Origin of the sequence: Chryseobacterium viscerum (assembly GCF_002899945.2) — a bacterium.
Lineage (GTDB): Bacteria > Bacteroidota > Bacteroidia > Flavobacteriales > Weeksellaceae > Chryseobacterium > Chryseobacterium viscerum.
Genome location: NZ_PPEG02000007.1, coordinates 214549 through 231922, shown reverse-complemented (window position 1 = coordinate 231922; position 17374 = coordinate 214549). Strand labels below are relative to the sequence as shown.

Sequence of the window (17374 nt, the reverse complement as noted above, 5' to 3'; positions counted from 1 at the left end):
ACACATGCAAAAATCAAATAAATCAATCGCTGGCTATCACTTATTAATGATACTTTCTTCTGTAGACGGAGAGTTTGCTCCTGAAGAAGGAATGCTGGTGCAGCAATATATGGCGGATGAATTTCCGTTCAGAATGAATCTTGACAATGAACTTGAAACACTGGCTCTTTTGCAGCCTGAGGAATGGAAAGACCATTTTGAGTTCCATGCAAGATGTTTCCATGAAGATTCTACAGCAGATGAGCGTGTAAAATTTGTTCAGTTTGCAAAATCACTGATCAAAGCAGACAACAAAGTAACCGAAGAAGAGCACACATTCTACGTTTTGCTGAAAAACCTTTGGGGATTATAGCATCAACTCTGATCCAAAACAAAATACCATGAAAAAAATTTATCTAGGACTATTAGTAATGAGTGCATCAACATTTCAATCTCAGAAATTTCCGGATATGAAGACGCCTGTTGCAGACAAACAGGAGCATATCAGGGAAATACATGGTGATAAGGTCAATGATCCCTATTACTGGATGATTGATTATTTTAAAAAAGGAAAAGATTCTACCAAGGTTGTTGATTATTTAAAGGCCGAAAACACCTATTGGGAGGGCATGATGAAGGATACAGAACCTTTCAGAGAAAAGCTTTTCCAGGAAATGAAAGCCAGAATCAAGGAGAAAGATGAGTCTGTGCCTGTTTTTAGGAATGGATATTACTATTACAGCCGTACAGAAGCAGGAAAACAATACTTTAAGTACTGTAGAAAAAAGGGCAGTCTTACCGCTCCGGAAGAAATTCTTATGGATGTAGATAAGATGGCTGAAGGTCATTCCTATTATGCCGCTTCAGGTTTCAGTATCAGTCCTGATAATACAAAGATGGTATTTGGTGTGGATGATGTTTCCAGAAGACAGTATAAGTTATTTTTAAAAGATCTTGGTACAGGAAAAGTTACAGATCTGGAAATAAAAAATACAGGAGGTTCTGCAACATGGGCCAATGATAATAAAACCATTTTCTATACGGAAAATAATCCTACGACCCTTTTATCTGAAAAGATCAAAAAGCATACGCTGGGAACAGATTCCAGTAAAGATGTAACGGTGTATGAAGAGAAAGATAAAACCAACTTTATTTCCGTCTATAAATCTAAGAATGAAAAATTTGTTCTGATCCACTCAGGGTCTACCACTTCATCAGAAACAAGATATCTGAACGCTGATCAGCCTGATGGGACATTCAATGTTTTCCAACCCAGAATGAAGAATGTGCTGTATAGCATTACGCCATTAGAAGATAAATTTCTGATCAGAACCAATAAAGATGCTCTCAATTTTAAAATTGTAGAAACTCCTTTAGATAAAACAGGGGTTGAAAACTGGAAAGATTTTATTCCTCACAGAAAAGATGTTTTGATGCAAGGGATAACTTCCTTTAAAAATTATCTGGTTTTCAGCGAAAGGCAGAACGGACTTTCCCAACTGGTCATCTATGACAGAAAAACTGGAAAAAAGGAGTTTCTGAAATTTGACGAAGCTGCCTATACTGTTTCTTCACTGGACAATCCTGAATACAACACGGATAATTTCCGTTTTGGATACACTTCTATGATTACTCCAAATTCTCAGTATGAGCAGGATTTAAAAACAGGTAAAAGAACTCTTTTAAAACAACAGGAAGTTCTGGGTGGCTATAATAAAGACAATTATACTACAGAAAGGCTTTTTGCCACAGCAAAAGACGGGACGAAAATTCCGATTTCCATTGTTTATAAAAAAGGATTTAAAAAAGACGGAAACAGCCCGCTTCTACTCTATGCTTACGGTTCTTACGGAAGCTCGATGGATGCTACTTTCAACAGCAACAGGCTGAGTCTTTTGGACAGAGGTTTCGCCTATGCTATTACTCATATCCGCGGAGGTCAGGAAATGGGAAGACAATGGTATGAAGACGGAAAAATGATGAAAAAGAAAAATACATTTACCGACTTCGTTGATTCCGGAGAATATCTGGTGAAAGAAAAATATACTTCTCCAAAACATCTGTATGCTCAGGGAGGGAGTGCCGGAGGTCTTCTAATGGGAGCAGTAGCCAATATGAGCCCGAGTCTTTGGAACGGAATCATTTCACAGGTACCATTCGTAGACGTTGTGAACACCATGTTGGATACCAGTATTCCACTGACTACCAATGAGTATGACGAATGGGGAAATCCAAATAACAAGGAAGCTTATTTCTACATGAAATCTTATTCTCCATATGAAAATATAGAGAAGAAAAGCTACCCTAATCTATTGGTAACAACAGGTCTCCACGATTCTCAGGTGCAATATTTTGAGCCTGCTAAGTGGGTAGCCAAACTTAGGGATATGAAAACGGATAAAAATGTATTATTATTAAAAACGGATATGGCATACGGTCATGGTGGCGCTTCCGGAAGATTTGACTATCTGAAGGATATTGCTTTGGTGTATGCATTTATGTTTAAACTGGAAGGAATTACTAAGTAGGAAATCTCGCTGATTTTGCAGATAACGCAGATTTATATAATGACAGAAAATGAAATTTCATACATCGTTCGTAAATGTGTTTTCAATGTATATAATCAGTTAGGCCCTGGTTTACTTGAATCCGTATATCAAAAAATACTGATTTACGAACTAGAAGAAAATGGTTTAAATGTAAAATCTGAAGTAGTACTTCCGGTATATTATGACAATAAAAAATTTGATATTAATTTTAAAATTGACATTTTAGTAGAAGATAAAGTTATTTTAGAACTAAAGTCAATAAAAGAGTTAGATAACGTTCATTATAAACAATTATATACTTATTTAAAATTATCTGATAGAAAATTGGGACTGCTTATAAATTTTAATACTTCTAATATTTTAGACAATATTAAGAGAGTTGTAAACAACTTATAATACGTAATTAGGTTAAATTAATCTGCTAAATCAAACAAATCTGCGAGAATAAAAAAAGAGTCTCGCTGATTTTGCAGATAACGCAGATTCATTAGAGAAAAAATTAAAAATAAATAAATCTATATTTAAATCTTATGAGAAGAAAAATAGTTGCAGGAAACTGGAAAATGAACAAAAATGTAATTGATGCACAACAATTGATGATTCAGTTACTAAGCTATAAAAACAACAATGCTACCAACTGTGAGGTTTGGATCGCTCCACCGTCTTTATATTTAATGATGGCGAAAGACATCTTTGAAAAGGATGAAATCGGCGTATTCTCTCAGGATATGAGCGAGCATGAAAGCGGTGCTTACACAGGGGAAATTTCTGCAGATATGTTAGAGTCTATTGATGCAACCGGATCATTGATCGGACATTCTGAAAGAAGACAGTACCACGGAGAAACAGATTCTCACTGTAACAGAAAAATCAAATTAGCTCTTGATAAAGGTCTAATTCCTGTTTATTGTAACGGAGAAACTCTTGACCAAAGAAAAGCAGGTCAACACCTTGAAGTCGTAAAAAATCAAACTGAAGTTGCTCTTTTCACGCTTTCTGCTGAGGAGATCAAAAAAGTAGTGATCGCTTACGAACCGGTTTGGGCTATTGGAACAGGAGAAACAGCAAGTCCGGAGCAGGCTCAGGAAATCCATGCTCACATCAGAAACATTATTGCTTCAAAATATGGACAGGAAGTTGCTGACGAAGTATCTATCCTTTATGGAGGGTCTGTAAAGCCTGATAATGCAAAAGAAATTTTCTCTCAGCCTGACATCGACGGAGGTCTGATTGGAGGTGCTGCTTTGAAATTGGAGGATTTCTCTAAGATTATTGAAGGTTTTAATTAATATTGAAAATAGTAGGTTTCGGCTAAAGCTTATTCCTAATTCATAGATAAAAACGGCGGCATCTTCGATGCCGCCGTTTTATTAAAAAAATCTAATTATTGAATATCGACTACATACATCGTTCCTTTGTCTACCTTCCCTGTTTTAGGAAGAATTTTAGCTTTGGGGTTTCCATTTCCATCGTCTACTACTCCAAAGTCATCATCATTGAAAACAGCCAGTTTATTGTTTCCTAAATAAACAATTCCCTCAAATTTATCATGTTCATAACCCAATTTTGCAACCAGATCCACTGCTAATGTTTTGGTGACAGTCTTTATGCCTGCATTCGTTATCTCATCCCATGAGCACTGTTCTAAAGCTTTTCCGTTCACTTTCATCCCGTCTACAGCATTGATATCAGCTCCGTTTACATCGCTGGCATTGCTCAGATTGATTCTGTATACCTTTTTAAGCCCTCCCTGAGATCCGAAATTTCCATCTCTTTCGATTACTAAGAATTCATTGTTACTTAATGCTGTAATATCACAAACCGAGTCAGAAGCGCCTCCATCCTGTTTGTATAAAAACTGCTTGGTCTGCCCTGTAACAGTATCAAATGTGACAATTCTTGTTAAGCTAGTATTGGTTGCCAATGCTTTGCTCGGTACATACATCATCGACTGTATTGTTCCTACCAATGTTCTTCCGTCCGGGGTCATAGCAAGTCCTTCCATACCTCTGTTAGCCCTTCTTTTGGCCAAAACAGCAGGTAATTTTCTTGTTCCTGTATTTACACCTATCGGGCTTATTCTTTCCATTTCCACTCCATCTGCGCTGTAATGCACGATATGCGGACCATATTCATCAGAAACCCAGAATGTACCGTCAGCCGCAGCAACAATACTTTCACTGTCCAGGCCATATGTATCCGTACCCAGAACATTTCCGGAAGCATCGTAGGCTATTTCTCCTGTACTTCCCATTCCTACAGGGTTTGGTAACCCTGTAATAGGCTGTCCTGATGGATTTTTAAGCTTAATATATTTGATCACCTCTACATTTCCATCAGCATTGATTTTAAAATGCATAATGGTAGGCGTAAAGTTAGGGGTTAAGAATTTTTTCCCATTCTGGAAATCCGTGTTGGGTCCCCTGTCTGTAATGACATAAAATTCACCTTTTCTCGTAGGGTGAGCCGCAGCTCCGGAGCCAAATCCACCATTGATAACATCTACTCCGTTTATCGTAGCCAATTTGGTAAATGGAAACTCCTGAGGGAGTTTGGAATAATTAATATCCTGATTAATCATTGAGGTATCATCATCACTTTTACATGAAGCTAATACTGCCAGCACTACAACAGACAATAGTAATTTTTTCATATTCACTTTTATGGCTGCGAAAGTATAAATTGATTATAAACTGATCTTGAATATAATGATAATTGTGTTTTAACAATAGAACCTTAAAATGAATTGAATATAAACAGAAAAATAATGAATTTTAAAATAAAACACTAATGATTCAACCCAATCATTAATTAATATGGAAATCAACTTTTTAAGAATACCTAAAAAAAGATAATTCACAAAACGGACTCGCCTATTTATATGATATATTTGCAGCGTTTTTTAAGGCTGAACGATGTTCATTAATAGGGAATCAAGTGAGAATAACATTCAAATCTTGGGCTCTACCCGCAACTGTAAACTGTTTAAACTTATCGCACAAAATATCCACTGGATCTGAAAATCCGGGAAGGGAGCTGTAAGATGTGAGCCAGGAGACCTGCCTTAAGATACGGGATTCAGAGAAAGAATTGTTTTCCTCTGGAGATAAGTTTCGGGAATAAAACTTTAATTAAATTATATCATGAGAAAAATCTATCTTTTTTTCTTACTGCTTTGTATGCATAATCGCGAATTCCAAACGTCTTAATTTTTGAATAATACAAAGATACAATAAAAGCATCCTGATGGATGTTTTTTTATTTCAATGCCATTGAAATACTCGTGAAAAAATCTTTCTTAATTACAATACGGATTTCCATAATAAAGTTACAATCTTTATTTTTAAATATACAAAAGTAACTAGAACAAAGTAACTTAACATAAAAAAATAATCCTTTGTCGTTTAATTTATTTTAATATTTTTGAAATGAGTTTTTAAAAACAATAACTAACATTAAAAAACAGATTATTATGAAAAAAGTAATTTTATTAGCTGCCTTTGGTGTAGCTGGACTTGTTAACGCTAAAGGCAATGACACTGGAAAAGTGATCAAAACTGTTGAAAGCACTGAAGCTACAACCGTGCAAAAAACTGTTGCATATCAAGAGTGTGGTGTTGTTGTTACTTATTGGTCTGGTGGCCAAGTAGTAGGACAAGAAACAATAACATCAGATCAACCCGATTTACAGAGTTGCCAAAACTTCCAAACTGGAGTTAAAGTAGCTTTATGGGCAGCTGGTTTCTGGCTAAGCTAATTAAGTTGATTTAATGCTTCTAACCCTTTCAGCAGATGTTGAAAGGGTTCTGATTTTAAAAAGATAATTTATGAAAAAGATACTTTTATTATCCTCAATTTTAATTTGTGGGTTTTATTTCGCTCAACAAGTCCATGTAAAATATCTAAGAGTATTATCCTCTTTCACAACAACACACGAAGACTTGTATATAAAAAATAATCAAGTGTTGTCAATCCAAGATTCAATTATAATTAATAATAAATTAACAGACTCTTGGACTTTGGGTGTTAATTTAGATAATGGTAAGAAACCAGCAAAACAATACTTTGTTTCTGATTTAGATAAAAACAATGAAGCGGAAAAAAACTTCTTTTTCACTTCTAATGTAGATAGTAGAGAATTTTTTATTTATGACAAAGTTCCACAACTAAAATGGAATATTGACGAAAAAGAAACCAAAACAATAGCTGGCTACAAATGTCAAAAAGCAACAACAATGTTTAGAGGCTCAAAGGTAACAGCTTATTTTACTAAAGATTTGCCCTACTCTGCGGGGCCGTTCAAATTTTATGGGCTTCCCGGATTAATTCTTGATATTAGAGTAGATAATAAAGATTATGATATATGGAAAGCTGAGTCGGTAGACGTAAATGATAAAACAACTATTGCTTTTAAACCTCAATTTTTAAAAAAGGAAAAAATTAGTTTAAAGGATTATGTTGCAGCAAAAGAAGCTCATATGAATAAAATTTTTGCTAAGGTTACTGATGCTTTGCCAAAAAACTATAAAGCCAAAGTGACTACAAATCAAAGGTTTTCTGTAGAGCAAAAGTATGAATGGGAAGATAAACCATCTGAATAAAATAAAAGCACCTATTGGGTAGTCATAGTCGGAAGTTTTTTTTCTTCCGATTTTTTATTTTTCATGTGTTAAAAAACCGATATAAGTACTTTATTTTTAATTATTTATATTATTTCAATGATTAAAACAATGCGTATTTATATCTGATAATCAACTATTTATGCTAGTTTTCAAAGACCACAAAGTTTGTCATTCCGCAGAAATCAAAGCATCTAGTAATAAAATAAGTCATCAAGTTATAAATCCAACAAAAAACCGCACCAGATTGGTGCGGTTTCTTATGATTTTACAATCAATTATTTTTTCTCTGTAGATCTTTGTAGAACCTCATCTACCATTCCATAACCTTTAGCTTCTTCAGAAGTCATCCAGTAATCTCTGTCAGAAGATTTCTCTACCCACTCGTAAGTTTGTCCTGAGTGGTGACCGATGATTTCATAAAGCTCCTGCTTCAATTTCAGCATCTCTCTCAAGTTGATCTCCATATCTGAAGCTACTCCCTGAGCACCTCCTGAAGGCTGGTGAATCATTACTCTTGAGTGCTTAAGCGCAGAACGTTTTCCTTTTTCTCCGGCAACCAATAATACAGCTCCCATAGAAGCAGCCATACCTGTACAGATTGTCGCTACATCTGGCTTGATGATCTGCATCGTATCATAAATACCTAAACCAGCATATACACTTCCACCAGGGGAGTTGATATAGATCTGAATATCTTTTGATGGGTCTGCACTTTCTAAGAATAAAAGCTGTGCCGTAACGATGTTTGCTACCTGATCATCAATACCTGTTCCCAGGAAGATAATTCTGTCCATCATCAAACGGGAGAAAACGTCCATCTGAGCAACGTTTAATCTTCTTTCTTCCATGATGTACGGTGTAAGATTCGTTGGGCCATACATTCCCATATACTGATCGGTAACCAAACCGTTGTTTCCTAAGTGCTTTACAGAGAAATCTCTGAATTCTTTTTTAATGTCCATATTTTTATTATGTATTATTTTTAAATATTCCTGAAGTTTAAATTACAATATTTATTCCTAAAATTTTATAGGACTTTTTGTCACAGAATATCAAAAAAAAACTGACTTTAAACTATCTCTTTCGATCTACATAAATCCCTTTGATAGGTGAATATTCAATAATATTACTCAATCGCATTGAAGCCTGTTTCAGTAAGGTGATTTTTTTTATCAGTTCATAATATTTTCCTTCATCCGTACTGCTGTACTGATCCAGTTCTTTTGCCGTTTCTGTGATTAAATAATCAATATATCTGTATTTGTGCAATAAAACATCTCCCTGGATCTGATCTGCCACTTTATCTCCGTAATTGGGTGGATAGATATTTCTGGAAGCCCAGTTTTCAAGATCATCCAACGGAATCAAAGCATCTACAACCTTTGTAGTGATCTCTTCATCCATAAAAGATACAAAAAAGTTTCCACTTCTGAGCTCGTCTTTCTGGATTCCTTCCCTCACTTGAGTGATAATGATTTCATTTCCTTTGACTAAAAATGCATACTGCTCTTCTTCAAAATGATGAAGAATTTCCTCAATTACTGTAATCTGATATTCTTCACCCTGTTCATTTCTACGCTTCAGAACAATATCCCCAAATGCCAGCATGTGTTCAACAAGTTTATTCTCCATAAACAATACATCGAACAAAAAAGGATCTTCTTTTTCCTTATCCAAAGGAACAATCTCCATCTTAGGAGCAACATTTTCCTTCTGTTGCTGCTGCACATGGTGAGTCTGATTCTGTGTGATCTGCTTCTGAACCCCTAGCTCATTGAAAAGACTCTGCTCAGAAAGTCCGAATTTATTGGATACTTCCTTAAGGTAGACTTCCCTTTTCAGTGCATTCTGTACAAAAGAAACCGATTTCACGATATCCCTTATTGCTTCAGCCTTTTTAATAGGATCATTTCCTACATCTCTCAACAGGATTTCCGCTTTAAAGTCGATGAAGTCCATCGCTTCATTTTCGATATACTTTTCAACGTATTCCTGAGGATGTTTTCTGGCGAAAGAATCCGGGTCATCTCCATCAGGGAAAAGCAATACACGGATATTCATTCCTTCAGTCAAAAGCATGTCTATACTTCGGAAGCTGGCTTTAATACCGGCATTATCACCATCAAAAAGAATGGTTACATTTTCCGTAAGCCTTTTAATCAGTTTGATCTGCTCGGTAGTCAAAGAAGTTCCCGAACTGGCCACTACATTTTCAATTCCGGACATATGAAGAGAGATCACGTCCATATATCCTTCCACCAAAAGACAGACATTCTTCCTTGAAATGGACTGCTTACTCTGGTTTAATCCATAAAGGACATTGGATTTATGGTAAATCTCCGTTTCCGGCGAATTGAGATATTTTGCTGTTTTGACATTACTCTTAAGAATCCTGGCTCCAAAACCTAAAACTCTCCCTGAAAAACTGTGAATCGGAAAGATCACTCTATCCCTGAAACGGTCTACTCCTCCCGGTGTGTTTTCCGGGAAAATAGAAAGTCCTGATTTCTCAAGAATTTCTTTGGTATATCCTTTTTCCAGAGCATAAGCAGTAAAAGCATTCTTTTTTTCAGGAGAATACCCCAGCTGGAATTTATTGATAATATCATCCTTAAGTTCTCTCTCTTTAAAATAAGAAAGCCCTATGCTTCTGCCTTCTTTATCATCCCACAAGATCTCCTGGAAATAGGTATTCGCTACTTCGTGGATCTTATATAAAATATCTTTTTCTGTCTGGGCATTTTTTGCTTCCTCAGAAATTTCACGCAGATCTTCTTCTACTTCAATACCATACTTCTTGGCAGCGTGGCGAAGCGCTTCAGGATAAGTAAAATTTTCAATCTCCATAAGGAAAGAGATTGCTGTTCCTCCTTTTCCTGTTGAAAAATCCTTCCAGATCTGTTTGCTTGGTGAAACGACAAAACTGGGAGACTTTTCTTCATGAAAAGGACTGAGTCCTTTAAAGTTAGACCCTGCTCTTTTCAACTGCACATATTCACCCACAATCTCTTCAACGCGGATCGTGGAGAATATTTTATCAATGGTCTGCTTAGAAATCATGCTGTAAAATTAAGTAATTTTTATAGAAATTTTAGATATTAGAAGGTAGAGGTTAAATTTTTGATTATGCTAACATTTTATTTATAAATCACATTCATTGATTATTTTTGAACAATAATTTGTCTTATGAAGTATCTAAAAAAAATCTTGTTATTTATAATTCTTGTTGTCTTTTTATTTGTCTTATATGTAGAATTAGGTGGCAGATATATTTTAAATACAACCGATAAAAGATTTATTACATGGTGTGTTAGAAGCAGTAATAAACTACCAGAAAATTTCAATACCTCTTATAATATTGTTTATCCCAACTCTTTATTCCAAAATTCTTGGATTTTTCTAGGAAATGCTATCATGAATCCTAATTCTCAAAGAAAAGAATGTCCTTGTAATCAGATGGCCTATAATATTTTTCCTAGATTAGAATATCAAAATAAATCTTCTTTTGATCAATTTCTTATAGCAAGATATATCGAACATTCTTACAGCCAGAAAGATTGCTTAAATTTTAATTTCCGTAATTTTGACTTTTTAGAAAATAGAAAAGGGATTGAAAATTTGTCCAAATCATTATTTAATAAAGAAGTTAAAGACTTACAGCCAATAGAGATAGCTGAAATATTAGCTTTATACGAAAATCCAATTAAAAACAATCGTTACAGAAATCCTGAAAGAGCAAAAAACAGGACAGAATATTTTTACAACTTATATTCTAAAAATTTAAAGAAATAATGAATTATACAATCAATACAATTGAAGACTGGCAGGAAGTTGTTGACAGCATCATTCCTCAATTAAAACATAATATTTTTTTATTAAAAGGAAATCTGGGAGCCGGGAAAACTACGTTCACCCAATTTTTGCTTAAAAATATGGGCAGCAAGGATGAAGTCAACTCTCCTACTTACTCTATTGTTAATGAATACAATACAGAAAAAGGAAAAGTGTATCACTTTGATCTTTACCGCTTAAAAAACATTGAAGAAGTCTATGATATCGGAATTGAAGAATATCTGGACAACTCTTTTCTGTGTATCATCGAGTGGCCGGAAGTCTATGAAGAGGAACTTTACGGGCTCAACTACCACACAATGAGTATTGTGAATACGGGTGAAAACAGAGAAGTTTCATTCGATTAAATATTATGTATCTTTGCTCATTAATTGAGTGTAAATAACAATCTGTAAGACATAATTTAATTTAAGGATGAGTACAAATATTTTTACTCCTTTCACAGAAGAAGAATTGATGCCGAAAGAGGAAAAATTGGAGGTGATAAAAAAAGGAAAACAATTCAGTATTGGAATTCCTAAAGAAACCTGTCTCAACGAAAGGAGAACCTGCATTACTCCTGACGCCGTACAGGTGTTGGTAGAGCACGGCCATGAGATCATTATTGAAGCTGGGGCCGGACAAGGTTCTTTTTTTACAGATTTACAATACTCTGAATCTGGAGCGAAGATCACCACTGATCCAAAAGAAGCTTTCGGGCAGGATCTTATCCTTAAGGTTAACCCTCCTACGGAAGACGAAATAGAGTATATGAAACCGAATACTTATCTGGTTTCGGCACTTCAGATCAACTTAAGAGACAAGGACTATTTCTTAAAGCTTGCTGAGAAAAAAATAAACGCCATTGCTTTCGAATTCATCGTTGATGAATACAAACAGCTGGCTTTGGTAAGATTAGTAGGTGAAATTGCAGGAACTGTTTCTATTTTATATGCTTCAGAATTATTAGCCTTATCAAACGGCTTAATGCTCGGAGGGATCACAGGAGTAAGACCTGCTGAGGTAGTGATTCTTGGAGCTGGGATTGTAGGTGAATTCGCCACGAAAGCAGCCATAGGTCTGGGAGCCAGTGTAAAGGTTTTCGACAACTCATTGTCGAAGCTGAGAAGACTTCATACGATTGTTGACAGCCGTGTCCCGACTTCCATCATTGATCCTAAAGAACTCAGCAAAAGTTTAAGACGTGCTGACGTTGTCATAGGAGCACTTCCAAGATTGAATATGACCCCTATCGTTACTGAAGATATGGTCATGAAAATGAAAAAAGGCAGTGTGATCATCGATATCACCATAGATAATGGTAAAGTTATTGAAACTTCAGAGCTGACCACTATGGAAGATCCTTATATCATCAAGCATGGTGTCATCCACTGCGGACTTCCGAACCTTACCTCAAGAATGCCGAGAACTACTACCAAGGCAATCTCGAATTTCTTCCTTTCCTATATTTTAAATTATGATGAAGAGGGCGGCTTTGAAAATATGCTGATCCGCAAAAACGAAATGAAGCAGAGTTTATATATGTATAAAGGAAGACATACCAAAAAGATCATCTGCGACCGTTTCGGACTTACGTACCATGATATCAATCTTTTAATTTTCTAATGAAAAAACTGAAATTCTTCGTAATAGGCTTTTTGCCTGGGCTTTTGCTCGTATTTTTTATTTTAAACAAAAAAGGGGCAAGCTGCAGTGGTTATTTACCCAACAGCCGTGTTATTGCTGAAACCCTCTCCAAGGAATTCAAATATTCTGAAGAGGTTAAAAGCGCAATGACTACCTACAAGATTGATGAGAAATTTGTAAAAGACAGCATCATTACCAACGGAAAAGTAGATTTTGACCGCAGCCAGGCACAGAAAAAACCGTGTCCAAACTATATTTTGACCTATCCTGAAAAAAATCCTTCTTACGAGGTCTCTTTTGAAAAATGTGAAGAAGAAGTAACGGTAAACGGTCTTAAGAAACTTAAATAGTTTTTAATAACCAAGATTCTATGGGTGGCAATTACTACATGATTCATGATTATCTGATATTCGTCGGAGTTTTTGCCATTTTCCTGTTTCTTACCGTAAGTATTTATCTCTTCAGCCAGAATCAGAAGCTGAATCAGAAAAACACCAAATTATCGGAAACCAATAAACTTATTGAGCAGCGTCTGAACGAAGTCCGTTTGGAACATATCGGTACAAAGCTGAATCCGCATTTGTTTAAAAACATTCTCAATTCGGTTCAGTCTCATGCCTATCAGACGTATATGTCTCTGGATAAACTGGCAAATGTGCTGGATTATATTTTATATGAAAGCAATAATAAGTATGTGAGCCCTAAAGAGGAGCTTAATTTTGCTTTAAGCCTTATTGAGATTAATAAAATTAAAATCAATCCCCTTTTCGATTTCAGAATCAAATCCAGGATCAACAAGTCTGACTCTCTCTATGAAGAAAAGGTATTTGCTCCGCTGATCTCTGTGGATCTTATTGAAAATGCCTTCAAACATACAGATTTCCTAGCTCAGGATTCTTTCATTTCCATTTATATGGAGCTTGAAGATGGTATTTTCACCATGAAAGTAAGCAATAAAGCTTCTTTAAAAAATATTCTGGAAAAGGAGAAAAGCGGTTTTGGAAGCCAGTCTTTTGATCAAAGACTTAAAATGATCTACAGTACTTATTACCAGCTGGAAAAAAGTTCGAAAAACGGAGTCTTTACAGCGGAATTAAAAATCAATTTAGGAGAATTCTATGATAAAATGCGTTATTCTGGATGATGAATTACTGGCCATCAGTTATTTAAAACTTCTATGCGAGCAGATCGACAATGTAGAAGTCGTAAAGGCATTTAATGATCCTAAAATTTTCCTGAACGAAATAGACAACATCGACTGTAATCTGTGTATTCTGGATATTGAAATGCCCGGAATGACGGGACTTCAGGTAGCTGAGATTATTTCAGGCTCAAAAAAAATAATCTTTACCACGGCTTATAAGGAATATGCCGCTGAAGCTTTCGACCTGAATGTGGTAGATTACGTAAGAAAACCTATTAAAAAAGAAAGGTTGATTCAAGCCTTTGAAAAAGCTAAAGAACTGGTGGAAGACACTCCTAAAAAAGCTTTTATCGAATGGAATACCAATATCGGAAAAACAGTCATATTCACAGAACAGATTTCTTATATCAAAACCTCTGAGATAGACAGCAGGGATAAAGATATCATCCTGAGTGATGGAACCACAATTGTTTTAAAAAACCTGAATTTTAAAAACCTTCTGGAAATGCTTCCAACCAAAGATTTTGCACAGGTCAACAAAAAAGAGATCATTGCTCTGTCTTCCATTAAGGTATTTTCAACCAACGAAATTATCACCACGATTCCTACGGAGGATCATAATTTTTTGAAGCTTCAGATTGGAGATGCCTACAAAAATTCTCTGATGGAGCTATTCGGAAAATAGACCTTCTTCAAATCTTTCGGGTTTCGTTACAGAATATCCACGCTTCATTACAACTCCCCTTTTTCAGTATTCAATCTGTTTAATTTTGCATAGAATTAATTGATTTTATAATGAAAAACTTTTTCTATGCTGCAGGACTTCTCATATTCGGTCTGTGTTTTTCTCAGGAAACCTCTTCAAAAGTTAAGATGTCGTTTTTTGACGGGATAGCAGTGGTCGGATATGTAGATCATGGTGCCTTTATCAACTTTACAGGTCCTAATGTGAGTCTTACTCATAAAAATGTTAAATTTATACTGGGAATGCTTCCTTCATTGAGAATTAAAGAAGACCACTCAACCGGGACCAAAAACAGCCCTATTATGCCCACGTTGGGAGCAGGCCTCACCATGGTTTATAAAAAGATAGCCTTTCAGATTCCTGCCTATTACAATTCTAAAACAGCTGATCAGAATGGCAGTTGGAAAGTGGGAGTTGGACTTGGCTATTCATTTAAATAGATTTGATTACATTTTTTAGAACATTCATTACATTTAAAAACAATAGTATTTTAATCTTAATATATTCTTATCAACTTTGCATAAAATATTGGAATCATGAATTTGGGGAAATACAAAAATATTATCTTTTACATCAGTACCATTGCATTCTTTTCTTGCGTCATGTACTGGTTCTTTATCCAGGGCAAAACACTGGAAATCGGAGAAAATATCACTCCTAGCAAAGCTACGGGAGCTACGATGTGGGACAATTTTGCAGATTCTTTTCTGGCAAACCTTCATCACCCTTTAGCACTTCTTCTTACTCAGATTGTAACCATCATCCTTGTCGCAAAACTTTTCGGATGGATTTGTACAAAACTGAAACAACCTTCCGTAATAGGTGAAATGATCGCCGGTATTGTTTTGGGGCCATCACTTTTCGGATTATATTTCCCTGAGCTTTCTGCCTTTATCTTTCCGAAAGAATCCCTTCCCAATCTACAGTTTTTAAGCCAGATCGGTCTGATTCTCTTCATGTACATTGTCGGAATGGAACTTGACCTGAGTGTTCTGAGAAAAAAGGCACACGATGCCGTAGTGATCAGTCATGCAAGTATAATTTTTCCTTTTGCATTAGGGGTAGGACTTTCTTATTTCATTTATAAAGAATTTGCCCCGGAAGGCATTCAGTTTAGTTCATTTGCCTTATTTATAGCGATTGCAATGAGTATTACCGCCTTTCCGGTTCTCGCAAGAATTGTTCAGGAAAGAAATCTTCACAAAACAAAAATAGGAACCGTCGTTATTACCTGTGCCGCCGCTGATGATATTACCGCATGGTGTATTCTGGCAGCAGTAATTGCTGTGGTAAAAGCCGGATCTTTTTCAGGATCAGTATTCGTTATCTTAATGGCTATTCTGTATGTGTTCATTATGATAAAAGCAGTAAGACCATTCCTCAATAGAATTGCCGAATCGCAAAAAGGAAAAGGGTTTATCAGCAAATCATTGGTTGCTGTATTTTTCTTAATCCTTATCATCTCTTCTTATGCAACAGAGGTAATCGGTATCCACGCTCTTTTCGGAGCATTTATGGCCGGAGCAATTATGCCGGAAAACGTTAAATTCAGGAATCTTTTCATAGAAAAAATAGAAGATGTTGCCTTGGTTTTACTATTGCCGCTTTTCTTTGTATTTACAGGGTTAAGAACCCAGATCGGATTATTGAATGATCCTCACCTTTGGAAAATTGGAGGATTGATCATTTTGACAGCCGTTACAGGAAAATTTGTAGGAAGCGCCCTCACCGCAAGGTTTTTGAAAATAAGCTGGAAAGACAGTCTCACAATAGGTGCTTTAATGAATACCAGGGGCCTTACAGAACTTATCGTACTGAATATCGGGTATGATTTAGGAGTATTAGGTCCGGAACTTTTCGCAATGCTTGTTATCATGGCTTTATTTACAACGTTTATGACGGGGCCATGTCTGGATTTTATCAATTATCTTTTCAAAGGAAAAAAATCAATGATTGAAGAAGATGAACAGGAAGATGACGATACAAAATACAGGGTTCTTCTATCTTTTGAAACTGCAAAAGCAGGAAGTAAGCTATTGAAACTTGCAGATAATTTTACCCATAAAATGAACGGGAACAAAAGTGTAACAGCAATGAATATTGCTCCTGTTGATGAACTTCACGCCTTCGATATAGAAAACTTTGAAAAAGAGCAGTTTAAAAATGTCATTGAAACCTCCCACGAGCTTCAGCTTGAAGTGACAACACTTTTCAAGGCTTCTACCGATGTTGAAAGTGACCTCACCAATATTACCAATAAAGGAAATTATGATCTTCTTCTTATCATGCTGGGAAAATCAATGTACGAAGGAAGTTTATTGGGCAGATTATTAGGATTTACAACCAAAATCATTAATCCTGAAAAATTACTGAACACCGTAAAAGGAAAAGGAAATATTTTCAACAACTCTCCTTACGATGATCTTACCCTTCAGGTTTTGGATAAAGCGACCATTCCTGTCGGAATCCTTGTTGATAAAGAATTTAAAACGGCAGACAAAATATTTGTACCCATTTTTAATCTAAGTGATTTCTATCTTCTGGAATATGCCAAAAGACTTATCAATAACAACAATTCCCAGGTTATTATTCTGGATGCTGCAGGACAGATCCGAAACAATATTGAGGTGAAAGAACTGATCAGAAGTATAGAGCAGGTAGCTCCTAATCATATCACATTGTACAATGAGAAAAAGATTGAAAAGGAGTTTCTGAATTCTCAGGATCTGATGCTTATCAGCAGCAAAAGCTGGAAAAACCTCATCGATACAAAAAGTCTATGGCTTTCTGATATCCCATCAACATTGATTATATCAAATCCATAGCACAATAACACACCGATATTTCTATTTCTACT

17 protein-coding genes and 1 riboswitch are annotated in these 17374 nt (G+C 35.6%); of the genes, 14 read left to right on the top strand and 3 right to left on the bottom strand.

Annotated elements, in window-relative coordinates; translation table 11 throughout:
* Positions 1-4: 4 nt before the first annotated feature.
* The 4 genes from C1634_RS17550 to tpiA all read left to right on the top strand — a co-directional run bounded on the left by C1634_RS17550 (position 5) and on the right by tpiA (position 3817).
* A complete protein-coding gene (locus C1634_RS17550) occupies positions 5-352 on the top strand; it encodes a tellurite resistance TerB family protein (protein WP_103234027.1) in 348 nt (115 codons plus the stop codon).
* 28 nt (positions 353-380) lie between these two features.
* Positions 381-2507 (top strand): S9 family peptidase, encoded by a 2127-nt coding sequence (locus C1634_RS17545; RefSeq protein ID WP_103234028.1) that lies wholly within the window; start codon positions 381-383, stop codon positions 2505-2507.
* A gap of 39 nt (positions 2508-2546) precedes the next feature.
* Complete coding sequence (locus tag C1634_RS17540; RefSeq protein WP_103234029.1) at positions 2547-2924, top strand: GxxExxY protein; 378 nt, start codon at positions 2547-2549, stop codon at positions 2922-2924.
* Between the two features lie 134 nt (positions 2925-3058).
* Positions 3059-3817, top strand: coding sequence for a triose-phosphate isomerase (gene tpiA / locus C1634_RS17535; RefSeq protein WP_103234030.1), 759 nt, complete (start codon positions 3059-3061; stop codon positions 3815-3817).
* Positions 3818-3912: 95 nt separating this feature from the next.
* On the opposite strand, the gene C1634_RS17530 is transcribed toward tpiA, so the two are convergent.
* Positions 3913-5181: an esterase-like activity of phytase family protein gene (locus C1634_RS17530; protein WP_103234031.1), complete on the bottom strand. Its 1269-nt coding sequence runs from the start codon at positions 5179-5181 to the stop codon at positions 3913-3915.
* A 235-nt stretch (positions 5182-5416) separates the two neighbouring features.
* Positions 5417-5609: riboswitch (cobalamin riboswitch) on the top strand.
* Between the two features lie 391 nt (positions 5610-6000).
* Between C1634_RS17530 and C1634_RS17525 the strand changes: the two genes are divergently transcribed.
* Both C1634_RS17525 and C1634_RS17520 read left to right on the top strand, forming a co-directional pair.
* Positions 6001-6285 (top strand): hypothetical protein, encoded by a 285-nt coding sequence (locus C1634_RS17525; protein ID WP_103234032.1) that lies wholly within the window; start codon positions 6001-6003, stop codon positions 6283-6285.
* A gap of 70 nt (positions 6286-6355) precedes the next feature.
* Positions 6356-7129 (top strand): GLPGLI family protein, encoded by a 774-nt coding sequence (locus tag C1634_RS17520; RefSeq protein ID WP_103234033.1) that lies wholly within the window; start codon positions 6356-6358, stop codon positions 7127-7129.
* A 296-nt stretch (positions 7130-7425) separates the two neighbouring features.
* Here C1634_RS17520 and clpP read toward each other — a convergent pair whose 3' ends face one another.
* Both clpP and dnaG read right to left on the bottom strand, forming a co-directional pair.
* Positions 7426-8112 (bottom strand): ATP-dependent Clp endopeptidase proteolytic subunit ClpP, encoded by a 687-nt coding sequence (gene clpP, locus C1634_RS17515; RefSeq protein WP_027373257.1) that lies wholly within the window; start codon positions 8110-8112, stop codon positions 7426-7428.
* A 112-nt stretch (positions 8113-8224) separates the two neighbouring features.
* Entirely contained in the window at positions 8225-10210 is a 1986-nt protein-coding gene (gene dnaG / locus C1634_RS17510; protein ID WP_103234034.1) for a DNA primase, read from the bottom strand.
* A 126-nt stretch (positions 10211-10336) separates the two neighbouring features.
* On the opposite strand from dnaG, the gene C1634_RS17505 reads away from it, so the two are divergent.
* The 8 genes from C1634_RS17505 (at position 10337) to C1634_RS17470 (ending at position 17342) form a co-directional block, all read left to right on the top strand.
* Positions 10337-10942: a transglycosylase domain-containing protein gene (locus C1634_RS17505; protein ID WP_109738835.1), complete on the top strand. Its 606-nt coding sequence runs from the start codon at positions 10337-10339 to the stop codon at positions 10940-10942.
* The gene (tsaE, locus tag C1634_RS17500) at positions 10942-11349 is read left to right on the top strand and encodes a tRNA (adenosine(37)-N6)-threonylcarbamoyltransferase complex ATPase subunit type 1 TsaE (protein ID WP_109738834.1); all 408 of its coding nucleotides are present in this window, start codon (positions 10942-10944) and stop codon (positions 11347-11349) included. The genes C1634_RS17505 and tsaE overlap by 1 nt, the downstream gene beginning before the upstream one ends.
* Positions 11350-11416: 67 nt before the next feature.
* Complete coding sequence (locus C1634_RS17495) at positions 11417-12607, top strand: alanine dehydrogenase (protein WP_103233083.1); 1191 nt, start codon at positions 11417-11419, stop codon at positions 12605-12607.
* On the top strand, positions 12607-12978 hold the full coding sequence (locus tag C1634_RS17490) for a hypothetical protein (RefSeq protein WP_103233084.1): 372 nt from the start codon (positions 12607-12609) through the stop codon (positions 12976-12978). Before C1634_RS17495 ends, C1634_RS17490 begins: the two co-directional genes overlap by 1 nt.
* 20 nt (positions 12979-12998) lie before the next feature.
* On the top strand, positions 12999-13772 hold the full coding sequence (locus C1634_RS17485; RefSeq protein WP_103233085.1) for a histidine kinase: 774 nt from the start codon (positions 12999-13001) through the stop codon (positions 13770-13772).
* Entirely contained in the window at positions 13747-14457 is a 711-nt protein-coding gene (locus C1634_RS17480) for a LytR/AlgR family response regulator transcription factor (protein ID WP_103233086.1), read from the top strand. Before C1634_RS17485 ends, C1634_RS17480 begins: the two co-directional genes overlap by 26 nt.
* Before the next feature lie 110 nt (positions 14458-14567).
* Positions 14568-14957 carry a hypothetical protein gene (locus tag C1634_RS17475; protein ID WP_103233087.1) on the top strand — a complete coding sequence of 130 codons (390 nt, stop codon included), beginning with the start codon at positions 14568-14570 and terminating at the stop codon, positions 14955-14957.
* A gap of 96 nt (positions 14958-15053) precedes the next feature.
* Positions 15054-17342, top strand: a complete 2289-nt coding sequence (locus C1634_RS17470) for a cation:proton antiporter (RefSeq protein WP_228410101.1) — start codon at positions 15054-15056, stop codon at positions 17340-17342.
* Positions 17343-17374: the final 32 nt, after the last annotated feature.

Excerpts from the sequence above, each read along its gene's own strand:
- C1634_RS17550 (WP_103234027.1), top strand. The coding sequence starts at position 5 with ATGCAAAAATCAAATAAATCAATCGCTGGCTATCACTTATTAATGATA.
- C1634_RS17545 (WP_103234028.1), top strand. The coding sequence starts at position 381 with ATGAAAAAAATTTATCTAGGACTATTAGTAATGAGTGCATCAACATTT.
- C1634_RS17540 (WP_103234029.1), top strand. The coding sequence starts at position 2,547 with ATGACAGAAAATGAAATTTCATACATCGTTCGTAAATGTGTTTTCAAT.
- tpiA (WP_103234030.1), top strand. The coding sequence starts at position 3,059 with ATGAGAAGAAAAATAGTTGCAGGAAACTGGAAAATGAACAAAAATGTA.
- C1634_RS17530 (WP_103234031.1), bottom strand. The coding sequence starts at position 5,181 with ATGAAAAAATTACTATTGTCTGTTGTAGTGCTGGCAGTATTAGCTTCA.
- C1634_RS17525 (WP_103234032.1), top strand. The coding sequence starts at position 6,001 with ATGAAAAAAGTAATTTTATTAGCTGCCTTTGGTGTAGCTGGACTTGTT.
- C1634_RS17520 (WP_103234033.1), top strand. The coding sequence starts at position 6,356 with ATGAAAAAGATACTTTTATTATCCTCAATTTTAATTTGTGGGTTTTAT.
- clpP (WP_027373257.1), bottom strand. The coding sequence starts at position 8,112 with ATGGACATTAAAAAAGAATTCAGAGATTTCTCTGTAAAGCACTTAGGA.
- dnaG (WP_103234034.1), bottom strand. The coding sequence starts at position 10,210 with ATGATTTCTAAGCAGACCATTGATAAAATATTCTCCACGATCCGCGTT.
- C1634_RS17505 (WP_109738835.1), top strand. The coding sequence starts at position 10,337 with ATGAAGTATCTAAAAAAAATCTTGTTATTTATAATTCTTGTTGTCTTT.
- tsaE (WP_109738834.1), top strand. The coding sequence starts at position 10,942 with ATGAATTATACAATCAATACAATTGAAGACTGGCAGGAAGTTGTTGAC.
- C1634_RS17495 (WP_103233083.1), top strand. The coding sequence starts at position 11,417 with ATGAGTACAAATATTTTTACTCCTTTCACAGAAGAAGAATTGATGCCG.
- C1634_RS17490 (WP_103233084.1), top strand. The coding sequence starts at position 12,607 with ATGAAAAAACTGAAATTCTTCGTAATAGGCTTTTTGCCTGGGCTTTTG.
- C1634_RS17485 (WP_103233085.1), top strand. The coding sequence starts at position 12,999 with ATGGGTGGCAATTACTACATGATTCATGATTATCTGATATTCGTCGGA.
- C1634_RS17480 (WP_103233086.1), top strand. The coding sequence starts at position 13,747 with ATGATAAAATGCGTTATTCTGGATGATGAATTACTGGCCATCAGTTAT.
- C1634_RS17475 (WP_103233087.1), top strand. The coding sequence starts at position 14,568 with ATGAAAAACTTTTTCTATGCTGCAGGACTTCTCATATTCGGTCTGTGT.
- C1634_RS17470 (WP_228410101.1), top strand. The coding sequence starts at position 15,054 with ATGAATTTGGGGAAATACAAAAATATTATCTTTTACATCAGTACCATT.